Origin of the sequence: Pseudomonas sp. EA_15y_Pfl1_P101 (genome assembly GCF_963970835.1) — a bacterium.
Classification (GTDB): Bacteria; Pseudomonadota; Gammaproteobacteria; order Pseudomonadales; family Pseudomonadaceae; genus Aquipseudomonas; species Aquipseudomonas tritici.
Window position 1 is genome coordinate 47602 of record NZ_CAXAPA010000019.1, and the last position, 13404, is coordinate 61005.

General features: G+C 59.3%; 14 protein-coding genes and 1 pseudogene. 9 read left to right on the plus strand and 6 right to left on the minus strand.

The window, feature by feature from the left end:
• Positions 1 to 3: 3 nt before the first annotated feature.
• Entirely contained in the window at positions 4 to 966 is a 963-nt protein-coding gene (locus AACY36_RS24755) for a nucleoside-specific channel-forming protein Tsx (RefSeq protein ID WP_339419812.1), read from the minus strand.
• A 155-nt stretch (positions 967 to 1121) separates the two neighbouring features.
• The gene (locus tag AACY36_RS24760) at positions 1122 to 2060 is read right to left on the minus strand and encodes an AraC family transcriptional regulator (RefSeq protein WP_339419813.1); all 939 of its coding nucleotides are present in this window, start codon (positions 2058 to 2060) and stop codon (positions 1122 to 1124) included.
• A 261-nt stretch (positions 2061 to 2321) separates the two neighbouring features.
• Here AACY36_RS24760 and AACY36_RS24765 point away from each other — a divergent pair, with 261 nt between their 5' ends.
• On the plus strand, positions 2322 to 3581 hold the full coding sequence (locus tag AACY36_RS24765; protein WP_370468020.1) for an ABC transporter substrate-binding protein: 1260 nt from the start codon (positions 2322 to 2324) through the stop codon (positions 3579 to 3581).
• Between the two features lie 18 nt (positions 3582 to 3599).
• Positions 3600 to 4373 (plus strand): L-iditol 2-dehydrogenase, encoded by a 774-nt coding sequence (locus AACY36_RS24770; protein ID WP_339419815.1) that lies wholly within the window; start codon positions 3600 to 3602, stop codon positions 4371 to 4373.
• Between the two features lie 144 nt (positions 4374 to 4517).
• On the opposite strand, the gene AACY36_RS24775 is transcribed toward AACY36_RS24770, so the two are convergent.
• A complete protein-coding gene (locus AACY36_RS24775; RefSeq protein WP_339419816.1) occupies positions 4518 to 5210 on the minus strand; it encodes an NUDIX hydrolase in 693 nt (230 codons plus the stop codon).
• A gap of 145 nt (positions 5211 to 5355) precedes the next feature.
• On the opposite strand from AACY36_RS24775, the gene AACY36_RS24780 reads away from it, so the two are divergent.
• The 6 genes from AACY36_RS24780 to AACY36_RS24805 all read left to right on the plus strand — a co-directional run bounded on the left by AACY36_RS24780 (position 5356) and on the right by AACY36_RS24805 (position 10849).
• On the plus strand, positions 5356 to 6003 hold the full coding sequence (locus tag AACY36_RS24780; protein ID WP_339419817.1) for a nicotinamidase: 648 nt from the start codon (positions 5356 to 5358) through the stop codon (positions 6001 to 6003).
• Positions 6004 to 6014: 11 nt separating this feature from the next.
• Positions 6015 to 7232, plus strand: coding sequence for a nicotinate phosphoribosyltransferase (gene pncB / locus AACY36_RS24785; RefSeq protein WP_339428100.1), 1218 nt, complete (start codon positions 6015 to 6017; stop codon positions 7230 to 7232).
• 1 nt (position 7233) lies between these two features.
• Positions 7234 to 8049: an ammonia-dependent NAD(+) synthetase gene (nadE, locus tag AACY36_RS24790; protein WP_339497679.1), complete on the plus strand. Its 816-nt coding sequence runs from the start codon at positions 7234 to 7236 to the stop codon at positions 8047 to 8049.
• A gap of 118 nt (positions 8050 to 8167) precedes the next feature.
• Positions 8168 to 8635: a hypothetical protein gene (locus tag AACY36_RS24795; protein ID WP_339497681.1), complete on the plus strand. Its 468-nt coding sequence runs from the start codon at positions 8168 to 8170 to the stop codon at positions 8633 to 8635.
• Between the two features lie 12 nt (positions 8636 to 8647).
• On the plus strand, positions 8648 to 9289 hold the full coding sequence (locus tag AACY36_RS24800) for a hypothetical protein (RefSeq protein WP_339497682.1): 642 nt from the start codon (positions 8648 to 8650) through the stop codon (positions 9287 to 9289).
• A gap of 204 nt (positions 9290 to 9493) precedes the next feature.
• A complete protein-coding gene (locus tag AACY36_RS24805) occupies positions 9494 to 10849 on the plus strand; it encodes an MATE family efflux transporter (protein ID WP_339419823.1) in 1356 nt (451 codons plus the stop codon).
• On the opposite strand, the gene AACY36_RS24810 is transcribed toward AACY36_RS24805, so the two are convergent.
• Entirely contained in the window at positions 10833 to 11420 is a 588-nt protein-coding gene (locus AACY36_RS24810; RefSeq protein ID WP_339419824.1) for a TetR/AcrR family transcriptional regulator, read from the minus strand. The genes AACY36_RS24805 and AACY36_RS24810 overlap by 17 nt on opposite strands.
• A 141-nt stretch (positions 11421 to 11561) precedes the next feature.
• On the opposite strand from AACY36_RS24810, the gene AACY36_RS24815 reads away from it, so the two are divergent.
• On the plus strand, positions 11562 to 12734 hold the full coding sequence (locus AACY36_RS24815) for an MFS transporter (protein ID WP_339419825.1): 1173 nt from the start codon (positions 11562 to 11564) through the stop codon (positions 12732 to 12734).
• Here AACY36_RS24815 and AACY36_RS24820 read toward each other — a convergent pair whose 3' ends face one another.
• Both AACY36_RS24820 and AACY36_RS24825 read right to left on the minus strand, forming a co-directional pair.
• Positions 12735 to 13100 (minus strand): type II toxin-antitoxin system HicB family antitoxin, encoded by a 366-nt coding sequence (locus AACY36_RS24820; protein WP_339419827.1) that lies wholly within the window; start codon positions 13098 to 13100, stop codon positions 12735 to 12737.
• A pseudogene (locus tag AACY36_RS24825) lies at positions 13097 to 13347 on the minus strand (type II toxin-antitoxin system HicA family toxin). The gene AACY36_RS24820 and the pseudogene AACY36_RS24825 overlap by 4 nt, the downstream one beginning before the upstream one ends.
• Between the last annotated feature and the right edge of the window lie 57 nt (positions 13348 to 13404).

A 13404-nucleotide genomic window follows, 5' to 3' on the forward strand; every position in this document is an offset into this window, starting at 1 on the left:
TTATCAGAATTGGTAGCCGACGCCGGCGTAATAGCCCCAGCCGTCGGAGCGGGCGCGGAAGTTGCCCTCGCCGAAATTCAACTCACTGCCGTCTTCCCAGTTGCCGCCGTTGTGAAAGTAGCGGCCGACCAAGGTGAAACGCAGGTGGGTGAACGAATACAGCAGCACGTTGGTGGCCACCAGGGAATTGGCGGTGCGCGCCGGGTTGTCCTTGTGCAGGTCTGAGCCGAAATCGTAGTTGGTGAAGCCGATATAGGTCAGTGAAGCACCGTTGTCGAACTTGCTGATGGGCACGATGTACTTCATTTGCGCGCGGTAACCGTCCCATGAGTATTCATTGCTGGCACCGTAGTTTTCCCACTGGTAACGCCCGTAGAAGTTGGCCGACAGGTTCACTCGCGAGTGGGTGTCGATGTCAGTGCCCAGGCCGCTGTACAGTGTGTTGGCGCGGTTTTCCTTGCGGCTGCCGTGATCGTAGATCCAGTCAAACGCCACGTACCATTCCTTGAACGGCCCGATGGCCAGGCTGCGGCCTGCCAGGTAGTCGATGGAAATACGCGGTTCGTGCTCCATGAATACCGGCGAGCCGTGGTCCCACACGCCCTTGTCATTGCTGTTACCGATGGTGAGGATCTTCGGCACATCGATGTATCCGTACAGCTCGAATGGCCCTTTGCGGCCGAAATACTCGTATTCCAGGTAGACATCATCCTGTGGCTTGGGGCCGAAGCTGATGTCTTTGCTGCCGATCAATGTCAGGTCCTGGTTGAACCAGTCCGACAGGTACGGGCTATTTTTTGCCGGGCTGGCTTCAGGGATCTTGGTTTTTGGGCTAAGGGTTTCGCCCTGTGCTGAGTCATCCATGGGTTTTTCCTGCGCCAAAATGGGCACGCTGAGTACTCCCGTAACGGCGGCCAGTAGCAAGGAAACACCAAAGGGAGCAGGACGCCTTGAGGTGGGTTGCATTGAAAATCCCTATTCATACGCGGTTTGAACCCGATTCCTCGGGCGAGGAAGAACTTGGCTGGCAAGTTCGTTCCGCAAACGTTTGCACAGGCTGTACCAACTTTGCTCAATCAATTGATCAGCCTGAAAAAAAACGGGATTAGTCAACCTTTTGGTCAGAATTGACGGGGTGTCATTTTTTCGATTCGGTTAAACAAATGCATCGCGGTTTCCCTTCGATATTCACTCGGCGTCTGGTCCATCTCGATACGAAAGTGCCGGTTGAAGTTGGACAGGTTGGCGTAGCCCACTTCAAAACAGATGTCCGCCACCGACATATCGCTTTGCAGCAACAAGCGGCAGGCGCGCTGCACGCGAAATTTGCGCATCAGGTCGATAAAACCATGGCCGGTGTTGCGCTTGAAGAAGCGCGAAAAGCCCGGTTCGCTCATTTCCAGCTGCTGCGCGATCACCGAAAGACGCACATCGCCGGTCAGCTCGCGCATCAGATAGTCGAATGCCTTGTTGATGCGTTCGGCGCTGCGGGCGTCCAGGGTAGGCGCGTAGCAGGGGCTGGCCAGCGCCTTGACCTGCGGCGTCGGGGCGTTCTTCAGGCTGTCGAGCAGTTGCAGGAATAGGACCAACCGTTGCAGGCCATGGGCGCGCCCGATGTCTTCCATTAGACGCGCGGCCTGTAGCGCCGTCTCGCCAGTGAATTCGAGCCCGCGTCGGGCGTGCTCGAACAACGGCTGCAAGTCGCCGAGTTCAGGCAGGGTCTTGCGCTGGGCGAGGAGGGCGGCGCCGTCGAATTGCAGCACCACATCGCGGCCGGTCAGGTACTCACCAGGGGCCAGTTCGCCGATCCAGTCGTGGGGCAGGTCGGGGCCGATCAAGGCGACGTGCCCAGCACCGAACGCACCGATGTAGTCGCCGGCGACCAGTTTGCCGCTGCCTTGGCGAATCAGGTGGATTTCAAACTCGGGGTGGTGGTTCCAGCGCGCCAAATCATAGGGGTAGTCGTGTTCGAACCAACGGAAGCAGTGGTCCGGTTCGGGCAGGATCACTTCCAGCTCGGCGGGGCGGTGCTCGAACAGCTTGGCGCGGCTGACAGGCATGGGAGGCTTCTTATGATTCTTGGAATCGATACAAAATACGCGCCTCGGCCGTGGGAGCGCTACTCCCGGTTTCGCTTGGCACTGATACTTTTTTAACTTCGAGCCAAAGGTTAAAAAAGTACCAGTCGAGCATTCGTCAAGCGTTTGTGGGGGCCTGGAGGAGCTGCTGTAATCGGCCCTCAACAACAAAAACAACAGGTAGAAACCGCTATGTTCAAGCTCCCGCAAGCGTTGTTCCTGCTTTCAGGCCTGGCGCTGGCCATGCCCAGCTATGCCGCCGACACCGTCACCATCGCTACGGTCAACAACAGCGACATGATCCGCATGCAGCGCCTGTCCAAGGTATTCGAAGCACAGCATCCGGATATCAAGCTCAACTGGGTCGTGCTGGAGGAGAATGTGCTGCGCCAGCGCCTCACCACCGATATCGCCACCCAGGGCGGGCAGTTCGACGTGCTCACCATCGGTACCTACGAAACTCCATTGTGGGGCGCCAAGCACTGGCTGGAACCGCTGACCCAACTGCCGGCCGACTACGACGCCGATGATATCTTCCCCTCGGTGCGCCAGGGCCTGTCGGTCAACAACACCCTCTACGCCTTGCCGTTCTACGGCGAAAGCACGGTGACCTACTACCGCACCGATTTGTTCCAGCAAGCCGGCCTGAGTATGCCCACGCACCCGACCTGGAGTCAGCTCGGCGAGTTCGCCGCCAAGCTCACCGCCAAGGACAAAGGCCAATACGGCATGTGCCTGCGTGGCAAGGCCGGCTGGGGCGAGAACATCGCCTTGCTGAGCACCATGGCCAATGCCTTTGGCGCACGCTGGTTCGACGAGCAATGGAAGCCCGAGCTGACCAGCCCCGAGTGGACAGCGGCCGCCAACTTCTACGTCAACACCCTCAAGCAATACGGCCCGCCGGGCGTCTCCAGCAACGGTTTCAACGAGACCCTGGCGCTGTTCAACAGTGGCAAATGTGCGATCTGGGTCGATGCCAGCGTGGCCGGTTCCTTCACCACGGATAACACTCAAAGTAAGGTCGCCGACAGCGTAGGTTTCGCCGCCGCGCCTACCGAAGTCACGGATAAAGGCTCCTCGTGGCTCTACGCCTGGTCCCTGGCCATTCCGGCCACCTCAACGCACAAGGACGCCGCAAAGGCCTTTATCACGTGGGCCACCTCCAAGGACTACATCCAACTCGTCGCTGACAAAGAAGGCATCACCAACGTACCGCCAGGCACCCGCCAGTCCACCTACAGCGAGGCGTATTTGAAAGCCGCACCGTTTGCCCAAGTGACGTTGGAGATGATGAAACACGCTGACCCCGCGCATCCGTCGGCGAAACCGGTGCCCTATGTGGGCATCCAGTACGTGACCATTCCCGAGTTCCAGGCCATCGGCACCTCGGTCGGCAAGTTGTTCTCGGCGGCGCTGACCGGCGGTATGTCGGTTGACCAGGCCTTGCTTCAAGCGCAGTCCACTGCCGAGCGCGAGATGAAACGCGCCGGCTATCCGAAGTGATTTCTACAGGACATTTTCATGAAACGTCTCGAAGGTAAAAGCGCGCTGATCACCGGATCGGCGCGCGGAATCGGCCGCGCGTTTGCCCAGGCCTACATCGCTGAAGGTGCGACGGTCGCCATCGCCGACATCAACCTGCAACAGGCCCAGGTCACGGCCGCCGAGTTGGGCCCACAGGCGTACGCGGTAGAGATGGATGTCACCGACCAAGCCTCCATCGACGATGCAATTGCTGCCGTGGTGGCCGAGGCCGGCAAGCTGGATATTCTGGTCAATAACGCAGCGCTGTTCGATTTGGCGCCCATCGTCGACATCACCCGCGAGAGCTTCGAACGGCTGTTCTCGATCAACGTCGCCGGCACACTCTTCACCCTACAGGCCGCCGCGCGGCAGATGATCAGCCAGGGCCACGGCGGCAAGATCATCAACATGGCCAGCCAGGCCGGGCGGCGGGGCGAGTCGCTGGTGGCGATCTACTGCGCGACCAAGGCAGCGGTGATCAGCCTGACGCAATCGGCAGGGTTGAACCTGATCAAGCAAGGGATCAACGTCAACGCCATTGCACCGGGTGTGGTGGAGGGTGAGCATTGGGACGGGGTGGATGCGCTCTTCGCCAAGCATGAAGGGCTGGCGCCAGGCGAGAAAAAGAAGCGGGTAGGGGATGAGGTGCCGTTTGGGCGGATGGGCACGCCGGAGGATTTGACGGGAATGGCGGTTTTCCTCGCCTCCAAAGATGCTGACTATGTTGTGGCGCAAACCTACAACGTGGATGGCGGCAACTGGATGAGCTAAAGCCTGTTCAGACAAAAGGAGATCCAATGTGGGAGCGGCTTGCCTGCGATAGCGATGGGTCAGGCAATAAGTTTATAGCTGACAGAGCGTCATCGCAGGCAAGCCAGCTCCTACCGTTGAATCTCATTGTTCTGAAAACAGGTGCTACTCGGCAAAGCTGCGATCAAAGAAGTAGATCTCCCCAGGCTTCAAAACCTCCACCGTCGCCTGGGGCCTGCCGCCTTCGCCATTCTTCTTGCGCCCCGTCTCGCGTAAATACCGTGCCTCAGTCAGCTTCAACAAACGCTGGCGAATACTGGTCTTCAACACCGGCCGCGCGAGCACCAGGGAAAAGATCGTGGTCGCTTCGGGCGCGCTGAATTCATCGCCCAGGAACATCAACGGCAAGCTGCTGTACAGCGACTTGGAGAACAAGCGTTCCTGCACGGCGGCCACGATGCTGTTGTGATCGAACGGCAGCTTGATGCTCCCGTCCGCAACCGCCGCCAGCGAAAACCAGCCCTGATGCTCACCCAGCGTCACTTCATCCGTGGCAATCGCCAGGTAGTACGTGGACGACGACCAGCACCGCGGATCACGAAACGCATCCCCCACCGTGCCCACTTGCTCGCTCCAGGCCAGGTCCAGGCCGACCTTGTCGCTTGCACGCAAACGCTCCACCGCATCCTGGAGGCTCAGATCTTGCACGCCGCCATTCACCACTACGCCGGGTAACGCCCAATGCCCTGCGAACGGTTCGGCTTCGCGCTTGTTCAGCAGCAGCTGCAATTGCCCGCAGGTGCGGCAGTAAAACAGCACACACAGGTCGACGGTATGGAGGTAGGCGCTAAGTGTCATGTGACGTCCTTCTAAACAGCGGTGGGCACAGTCTAACGAATCGAACAGATATGTCATGTACTGGCTCCAGGATAGATAAATAAATGTTTCTTGCAATGAAAGTACATGACGTGTACTTTTGTTTTCAGACCACAGGAGAGCTGCCATGACACTCGCGAAAACTGCCATTGCTTCATTCGACGTCGACGCCCAGAAGAGCTTTACGCCGCTGTGCCCCGCTGAGTTACCAGTGGCCGGGGGCGACCAGATCGGTGCCGAGCTGAACTTCATGGCAAGCCTCGCCGGCCACCGTGTCGGCAGCAAGGACGCCCACACCCCGCACGCGCCCTGGGTGGTCACCCAGCACAGCGAGATGCTGCGGCCCACCGGCCTGGCCCATGCCGATGTGACCTGGGTGAGCCACTGCGTTCCCGGCACCGAAGGTTTCACCTTGGTCGACGAACTGCCCACCCCGTATGACTACGATTACTTCATCTGGAAAGGCGTCGAACCCGACCTGCACCCCTACGGCGCCTGCTACCACGACCTGCACGACAAGCTGTCCACCGGCGTGATCGAGTACCTGAACGCCAGAGGCGTCAGGCGTGTGATCGTCGGCGGCCTGGCCCTGGACTACTGCGTCAAGACCACCGCGTTGCAACTGCTCAAGGCCGGCCTGGAAGTGGTCCTGCACCTGCCGGCGTGCCGGGGTATTACCGAGGAGGGCGGCGTACAGGCCGTCAGTGAGTTGCTCAAGGCCGGTGCCGTCATCAGCAGCACCCGCGAAGAACTGGCAGCACAGGCCGCGCGTTAAGGAGACACACCATGGAAAGTGCATACGACTATGAATCCCCGGTGATCCAGGGTTTGCTCGACACTGACTACTACACCTTCACGATGATGCAGGCGGTGTTGCACCAGCACCCCAACGTTGATGTGGAATACAACTTCATCGTGCGAGCCAAGGAAAAGCTCGGCCACTTGATCCCGCAACTGCGCGACGAGCTGGAGAAGCTCGCGGGCCTGCAGATGCGTGAGGGCGAATTGCGCTTCTTGTTCAACCCGCGTTTTCGTGAGTACCTCACGCCGGATTACGAGCGCTTTCTCGGCCTGTTCCGCTTCAACCTGCGTTATATCCACGTCAGTGAGGTCGACGGCCAACTCAACATCCGCGTGGTCGGCCCGATGCTGCATTGCATCATGTTCGAGCAACCGGTACTGGCGCTGGTCAGCGAGCTGCGCAACCGCGATAAATACCCCGACGTGACCCTGGAAGACATCACCCGCAAGCTCTACCAGAAGTTCGACTGGCTGGAGAAAAACCTCAGCCGCGACGAGCTGGCCGACTTGCGCGTCTCCGATTTTTCCACCCGCCGGCGCCTGTCGTTCAAAGCCCAGCGCGAAGTGGTCGACATCATGCGCCGCGACTTCCCCGGCCAGTTCGTCGGCACCAGCAATGCGCACCTGGCCTACGAATTCGACCTGCCGCTGCTCGGCACCATGGCCCACCAGTGGATGATGGTGCACCAACAGCTGGGCCGGCTGCGCGAAAGCCAGAACGCCGGCCTGGAAAACTGGGTGCGTGAATACCGCGGCCGCTTGGGTATTGCCTTGACCGACACCATCAGCACCGACTTTTTCCTCAAGGATTTTGACCTGTACTTCGCCAAACTGTATGACGGGCTGCGCCAGGACTCCGGTGACCCCATTGTCTGGGCCGACAAAGTCCTGGCCCGCTACAAGCAACTGGGCATCGACCCGATGACCAAGGACCTGATGTTTTCCGATGGCCTGAACTTCGAAAAATGCCTGCCGATATTGCGCCACGTGCGCGGCAAGGCCAAGTTCGGTTTCGGCATGGGCACCCGCCTGGCGTGCGATGTGGAAGGCGTCGAACCGCTGAGCATCGTGATGAAACTGGTGCGGGTGCACGGTGAACCGGTGGTGAAGTTCTCGGATGACCCGATCAAGAACGTCTGCGAAGACGCCTCGTTTTTGCAGTACGCGGCAAAGGTGTTCAATGTCGGTAGCGTGGAGGTGTGACATGCAAAATCGTATCGCGCAGGAACTGAACATCAATCGGCAACTGGTCAAGGGCGGTGAAACCAAGGAAATTCAACGGCGCATCGGCTTCATCAAGACCACCTTGCGCAGCGCCGGCTGCACGGCCCTGGTGCTGGGCATCAGCGGCGGCGTTGATTCGCTGACGGCTGGCCGTCTGTGCCAATTGGCCGTCGAACAACTGCGCGCCGAGGGTTACGCCGCGCGCTTTATCGCCATGCGCCTGCCCTATAAAACCCAGGCCGATGAAAGCGACGCCAAGGCTTCCCTGGATTTCATCACCCCGGACCATATCGACACGCTGAACATCGCCGCCAGTGTTGACGGCCTGATGGCCAGCCTGACCGCTACCGACGCCAGCGCCAGCGCCAGCCATGTTGACTTCATCAAGGGCAACGTCAAGGCGCGCACGCGGATGATCGCGCAATACGCCGTGGCCAATTTGCACAATGGGCTGGTGGTCGGTACGGACCATGGCGCGGAAGCACTGATGGGTTTTTTCACCAAATTCGGCGACGGCGCCTGCGACCTGGCACCGCTGTCGGGCCTGACCAAAACCCAGGTGCGTCTGCTGGCCAGCGCACTGGGCGCGCCTGATAACCTGGTGCACAAGCATCCGACGGCCGACCTGGAGGAACTGGCGCCGGGTAAGCCGGATGAGCACGCGTACGGTTGCTCTTACGCAGAGATCGATGCGTACCTCATGGGCGAACCCGTGAGTGAGCGGGTGAGGGCAATCGTAGAAGGGGCGTACAGCAAGACGGCGCACAAACGCTCGCTGCCTATCACTCCTGCGTGATCCTTCCCCAGCCGTCCACGGGAACCGTTTTTCCGCTCATGGCCACAGATGGAATGTTGATCCAGCGCGCAGTCGATTTGGGTTGGCTGTTATCGATTCCAGTATCTGAGGTCTTGCTATGTCCTATGTAAATCTTCGTCAGGAAACCCCTTATTGCGGTGATTTCAACGCTCGTTGCGAGCAACCCAAGGCAGCTTCTGATAGGGCTGGTTGGCGTGTACCCAACTCAGTGGTTGCTCGGGATTTCGCTGATAACTTTGAATACTTCCAGAGTTCTGACAGCGGGTTTGTGACACAGCAATCCCTTCTGCACGCGGCTAATCGCCCACTGAACGGAGATCCGTTTCATGACCGGATGACGTTTTTGGCAAGGGAGATTCTCCAGCGGACTGAATTGAACGGCATGCTTGACGGAATCAACCACGGCGGTTCATCAGATGGATTGATCAGCCAGAGCGACGCGGACCAGATCGTTGCTTACGTCGATCAGATGGAAGCACCTCCCGTGCGGGAATTCCCAGGGCGGTACAGCGGCGTTATCCAGCGCCAGCGCCTGGAAAACCAATATGCACCTCAGGCCGATTGACAACAGCCCTCCATGTCTGCGCCGAAAAACCAATGGGACGGCTCGATGTCACTGTCGGGGGAGCGTCCTTATGCGAACGACAGCAAGCAAGAGCTTCTCAACAAGATACTGGCTCGTTTCAGTTCATTTGAAGATCCGAACTCCCCCGGTTTGATCACTGACAAATCACTCAATGCGGTTTCCAGCGGTTATCACTTGGATGGTCGGCCCGCCACGGGGGCCGAGATGGCGTTGGCCAATGAGCTGCTTGAGCGTGGTGAGGTGTTTAAGGAACTCGATCAAAGCGGCATGGGCGTCTTCGATGGGGCGTTCTCCAGGGATGACCTGGCTTACTCGTCGGACAAGTACCGGAATATGGATAACCACGACCTGATTCAGGGCATAAAGGATAACTTCAGGCAGTTTACTGCCGGCGCAGACGATCAATACGTCAGCGTCAATGAACTGAAGGAGGCGGCCGGTCTAACGCCATCGAGTCGTCCGTTCAGCCCCGAAGCACGGCAACTTGCAACTGAGCTGCTCAACCGTCCCGGGCTTTTGCGCGAGCTGGATATTGGCATTAACAGCCAGGGAGGAGCGGGCTACGAGGACAAACGTTTCGATATGGCTAACATCGACGAGATACTCAAAAATGGGCACGCGCCAGTTGGATGAGTGTTTCAACGCGCCTGCAAGAATAATTGTGTCCGGCCCGCAACGTGATACCTGCGTTCGGGCCGGGGCCGTTTCACGCCCGCCCCTGCAGATGAAATGCGAGTAGCACTGCCTGCCAGGTGATTGAACCCGAAAGCACAGGAAGATGGGATCCACTTGCGGTATAACCTTCGCACGCTTTAGTCATCCGAGGCCCCGTTTTTCATGCAAAGCCCTTTGCAACGTCCGCTTTGGCAGATCTACCTGATCTTTCTGGCACCGATGGTGCTGTCCAACTTCCTGCAAAGTTTTTCCGGCACCCTCAATGGCATCTACGTCGGTCAAATGCTCGGCACGCAGGCGCTGGCAGCGGTGTCGGGGATGTTTCCCATCGTGTTCTTCTTTATCGCCCTGGTGATTGGCCTGGGGGCGGGTGCCTCGGTGTTGATCGGCCAGGCCTGGGGCGCCCAGGAAACAGGGATGGTCAAGGCGATTACCGGCGCCACCCTGACCCTGGGGGCGCTGGTGGGAATGATCGCCGCGGTGCTGGGCAGCCTGTTTGCACGCCCGGCCTTGCAGGCGTTGGGCACGCCGATTGATGTGCTCGACGATGCGGTCGGATATGCCCAGAAAATGATGCTGATCATGCCGTTGCTGCTGGTGTTCATTCTCTACACCCAATTGCTGCGTGGCGTCAGCGATACGATTTCGCCGCTGCTGGCACTGATGGTCTCGACCTTGGTCGGCCTGCTGCTGACCCCGGCGCTGATTCGCGGCTGGATCGGCTTGCCGCCGATGGGTATCCAGAGCGCGGTGTATGCCGGACTGGTAGGCAACGCCCTGGCAATGCTGTTTTTGATCTTGCGCCTGCGCCATAAAAACCATGTGATGGCGCCGGATCGCGAACTGCTCGCGGCCTTGCGCCTGGACCGCGTGATTTTAGGAAAGGTCCTGCGCATAGGCCTGCCTACCGGCTTACAGATGGTGGTGCTGTCGCTGTCAGAATTGGTCATTCTCGCCCTGGTTAACGGCCATGGCTCCCAGGCCACGGCGGCGTATGGCGCGGTGACACAAATCGTCAACTATGTGCAGTTTCCGGCACTGTCGATTGCCATCACCGCGTCGATCCTCGGTGCGCAGGCCATTGGCGCCGGGCGCCTGGAACGCATCGGGCCGATCCTGCGCACGGGCTTGTTGATCAACACCTGCCTCACCGGCGGCCTGATTGTGCTGGGTTATGTGCTGTCCCACTGGTTACTCGGCCTGTTCATCACCGACGACGCGGCACGGATCAACGCCGAACACCTGCTGCACATCATGTTGTGGAGCATCCTGGTGTTCGGCTTCCAGGCTGTGATCGGCGGGATCATGCGCGCCAGTGGCGTGGTGCTGATGCCGGTCGCGATCTCGATCTTCTGCGTGCTCTGCGTCGAGTTGCCGATCGCTTACCTGTTCAATGCCCACTTCGGCCTGGAAGGGGTGTGGATGGCGTTTCCGGTGACTTACCTGGCAATGCTGGCATTGCAGGCCGCGTATTACCGGTTGGTCTGGCGGCATAAGCAGATCAAGCGGCTGGTGTGAGGTACAGGCCGCGCAGCAACAACTCCAGGCCCTGCAAGCCCTGCTCCAGTCGCTCGCCGGGGTGTTCATCGCGGGCGATCCATAGGGCGGTGTTGACCAGGCTGCCATTGATCAATTGCGCCAGCGCGGCGCTCGGGGCCTGGTGGATGAGACCGGCCTGCATCAGGGTCTCCAGCCGTTGGCGCAATGATTCAACACACTGTTGCTGAGAGCCGGTATCACCCAATACGGCTGGCGCATCCTGCAACACAATGCGCTGTATTTCATCCTCCTGAGCCATGCGCAAGTAGGCGCGGCAGCGTTCGCAAAAACCACTCCATGGATCTGCGGCCTCATCCGAAATGCGCTGCAAGCTGGCGTCCATCTCGCTGTCGAGTTGGGCAACCACAGCAGCCAATAGCCCTTTTTTGTCACCAAAGTGGTGGTACAACGCACCGCGGGTCAGGCCAGCACGGGCGGTGAAATCATCCATCGATGTGTTGGCATAACCTTGTAAGGCGAAGGCCTGGCGCGCGCTGGCGATCAGCCGGGCGCGGGTGTCTTCGATCATTTCAGCACGGGCTCGGCTCATGGTAGGACTCACAATGGGCAAGTGAAAGATTGACATACGCTGCGTATGTTACGCATGATTTGACACATACGCACCGTATGTATTTTGCCTTGAGCCTTGCAGATAGCAAGTTCCAGGGCAATCAGGAAGAGGTCAAGCAGGATGGCAAACCCTTACGCCGAGTTGTTCCAGGTCCCTGGCGCCCGAGCTTTTGTGCTGGCGGGTATGCTGGCGCGCATGCCGATATCGATGACAGGCATTGGCTTGATCACCATGCTCTCTCAGGTACACGGCGGATATGGTCTGGCGGGCTCGGTGGCGGCGGTATTTGCCTTGGCCACGGCATTTTGCGCGCCGCAGGTGTCGAGGCTGGTGGACCGCCATAGCCAAGGGCGAGTACTGCCGATTGCCGCGCTGATCGGCGGCGGGGCGCTGCTGTTGTTGCTGCTGTGCACCCGCTTGCAGGCGCCGAACTGGATGCTGTTCCTGTTTGCCGCCTTGGCCGGGTGCATGCCAAACATGTCGGCCATGGTGCGGGCGCGGTGGACCGAGTTGTACCGCGGCCAGCCCAAGCTGCAAACCGCGTTCGCCCTGGAGTCGGTGCTGGATGAGGTGTGCTTCATCGTCGGCCCGCCGATTTCGGTGGGCCTGAGCGTGGTGCTGTTCCCGGAAGCAGGTCCGTTGGTGGCGGCGCTGTTACTGGCGGTGGGCGTCACGACCTTTGTGTTGCAACGCGAGACAGAACCCCCTGTGCATGAGCATCAGGACCATCACGGCCGTTGGCTGATCGCTTCTCCCTCCGTGTTGATCCTGATGATCCTGCTGCTGGCCATGGGCGTGATCGTTGGCGTGGTGGATGTGGTCAGCGTCGCCTTTGCCCAGCATCAGGGCCAGCCGGCGGCGGCGAGCATTGTGCTGTCGGTGTACGCCATTGGCTCGTGCCTGGCAGGGCTGGCGTTTGGCACCCTTAAACTCAAGGCGCCGTTGCCCCGGCAGTTCCTGTTCTGTGGCGTGGCTACGGCGTTGACCACCTTGCCATTGTTGCTGGTGACCAACATTCCTGGGCTTGCGGTGGCGATCTTTATTTCCGGGCTGTTCTTCGCGCCGACCCTGATCGTGGCCATGGCTCTGGTAGAGCAGATCGTGCCCGTCAGTCGCCTGACCGAAGGCATGACCTGGCTGATCACCGGCCTCAGCATTGGCGTGGCCATCGGCGCCGCCAGTTCCGGTTGGATGATCGACCACTTTGGCGCCACCAGCGGGTTCTGGGTCGCATGGGTGGCGGGGGCGGTGGTACTGGGTTGCGCGGTGTTGGGGTGTCGGCGATTGGGGTAATTAGCCAATCGCCGGGCAATCATCTGCACTGTGGTGCTGCAAAAATTCATTCAGTGCCTGGCGTGTCAGGTCATTGAGCGTCACTTTCTTGCGAGTCGCCGCTAGGGCCGCCGCCAAGTGCAGGTCATGGCCGACCCGGACATTAAAGGAGCCTTTGCAAGGCTTCTCCGGTGTATGCCCAAGGGTCTGGCAGGTGGTGAGATAGTCGTCCACCGCCTCACGAAATGCGGCGTCCAACTCGGCGACGGTCTTGCCTTCGTAGCTCACCAACGCCTTGATGAACAGAATCTTGCCGAACAGGCAGTTATCTTCGAGGCTGGCTTCAATAGAGCCGATGTAGCCTTTGTGTTTCAGTTGGTTGTTCACTGAATCAGTTCTCCTGATTTCAATTGCTCGATGATCTGGCGCCGAATGTAGTGTTTCAGTCGTTGCCAGGGTGAGGCTTGTGCAAGGTGATCATTGCACTGGGGTCACCGATGTCGAATTTGACGCGGCTTCCAGCCCCTTCAATCTGTGTGTAGCCGAGCCGACGCAGCAGCGTGACGCGTTCGGGCCAGGTAAATGCCAGGTGCTCGTTGAGCAGTTTGGCCAGCAGCTTTTCATTTTTGGACACGGCGTTCCCTGCGTGTAACTAAATGTAGTTGCAAAAAGTGGTGTCCGTCAATGCTAG

Coding starts and splice junctions, on each gene's coding strand:
- AACY36_RS24755 (WP_339419812.1), bottom strand. CDS start 966: ATGCAACCCACCTCAAGGCGTCCTGCTCCCTTTGGTGTTTCCTTGCTA.
- AACY36_RS24760 (WP_339419813.1), bottom strand. CDS start 2,060: ATGCCTGTCAGCCGCGCCAAGCTGTTCGAGCACCGCCCCGCCGAGCTG.
- AACY36_RS24765 (WP_370468020.1), top strand. CDS start 2,322: ATGCCCAGCTATGCCGCCGACACCGTCACCATCGCTACGGTCAACAAC.
- AACY36_RS24770 (WP_339419815.1), top strand. CDS start 3,600: ATGAAACGTCTCGAAGGTAAAAGCGCGCTGATCACCGGATCGGCGCGC.
- AACY36_RS24775 (WP_339419816.1), bottom strand. CDS start 5,210: ATGACACTTAGCGCCTACCTCCATACCGTCGACCTGTGTGTGCTGTTT.
- AACY36_RS24780 (WP_339419817.1), top strand. CDS start 5,356: ATGACACTCGCGAAAACTGCCATTGCTTCATTCGACGTCGACGCCCAG.
- pncB (WP_339428100.1), top strand. CDS start 6,015: ATGGAAAGTGCATACGACTATGAATCCCCGGTGATCCAGGGTTTGCTC.
- nadE (WP_339497679.1), top strand. CDS start 7,234: ATGCAAAATCGTATCGCGCAGGAACTGAACATCAATCGGCAACTGGTC.
- AACY36_RS24795 (WP_339497681.1), top strand. CDS start 8,168: ATGTCCTATGTAAATCTTCGTCAGGAAACCCCTTATTGCGGTGATTTC.
- AACY36_RS24800 (WP_339497682.1), top strand. CDS start 8,648: ATGTCTGCGCCGAAAAACCAATGGGACGGCTCGATGTCACTGTCGGGG.
- AACY36_RS24805 (WP_339419823.1), top strand. CDS start 9,494: ATGCAAAGCCCTTTGCAACGTCCGCTTTGGCAGATCTACCTGATCTTT.
- AACY36_RS24810 (WP_339419824.1), bottom strand. CDS start 11,420: ATGAGCCGAGCCCGTGCTGAAATGATCGAAGACACCCGCGCCCGGCTG.
- AACY36_RS24815 (WP_339419825.1), top strand. CDS start 11,562: ATGGCAAACCCTTACGCCGAGTTGTTCCAGGTCCCTGGCGCCCGAGCT.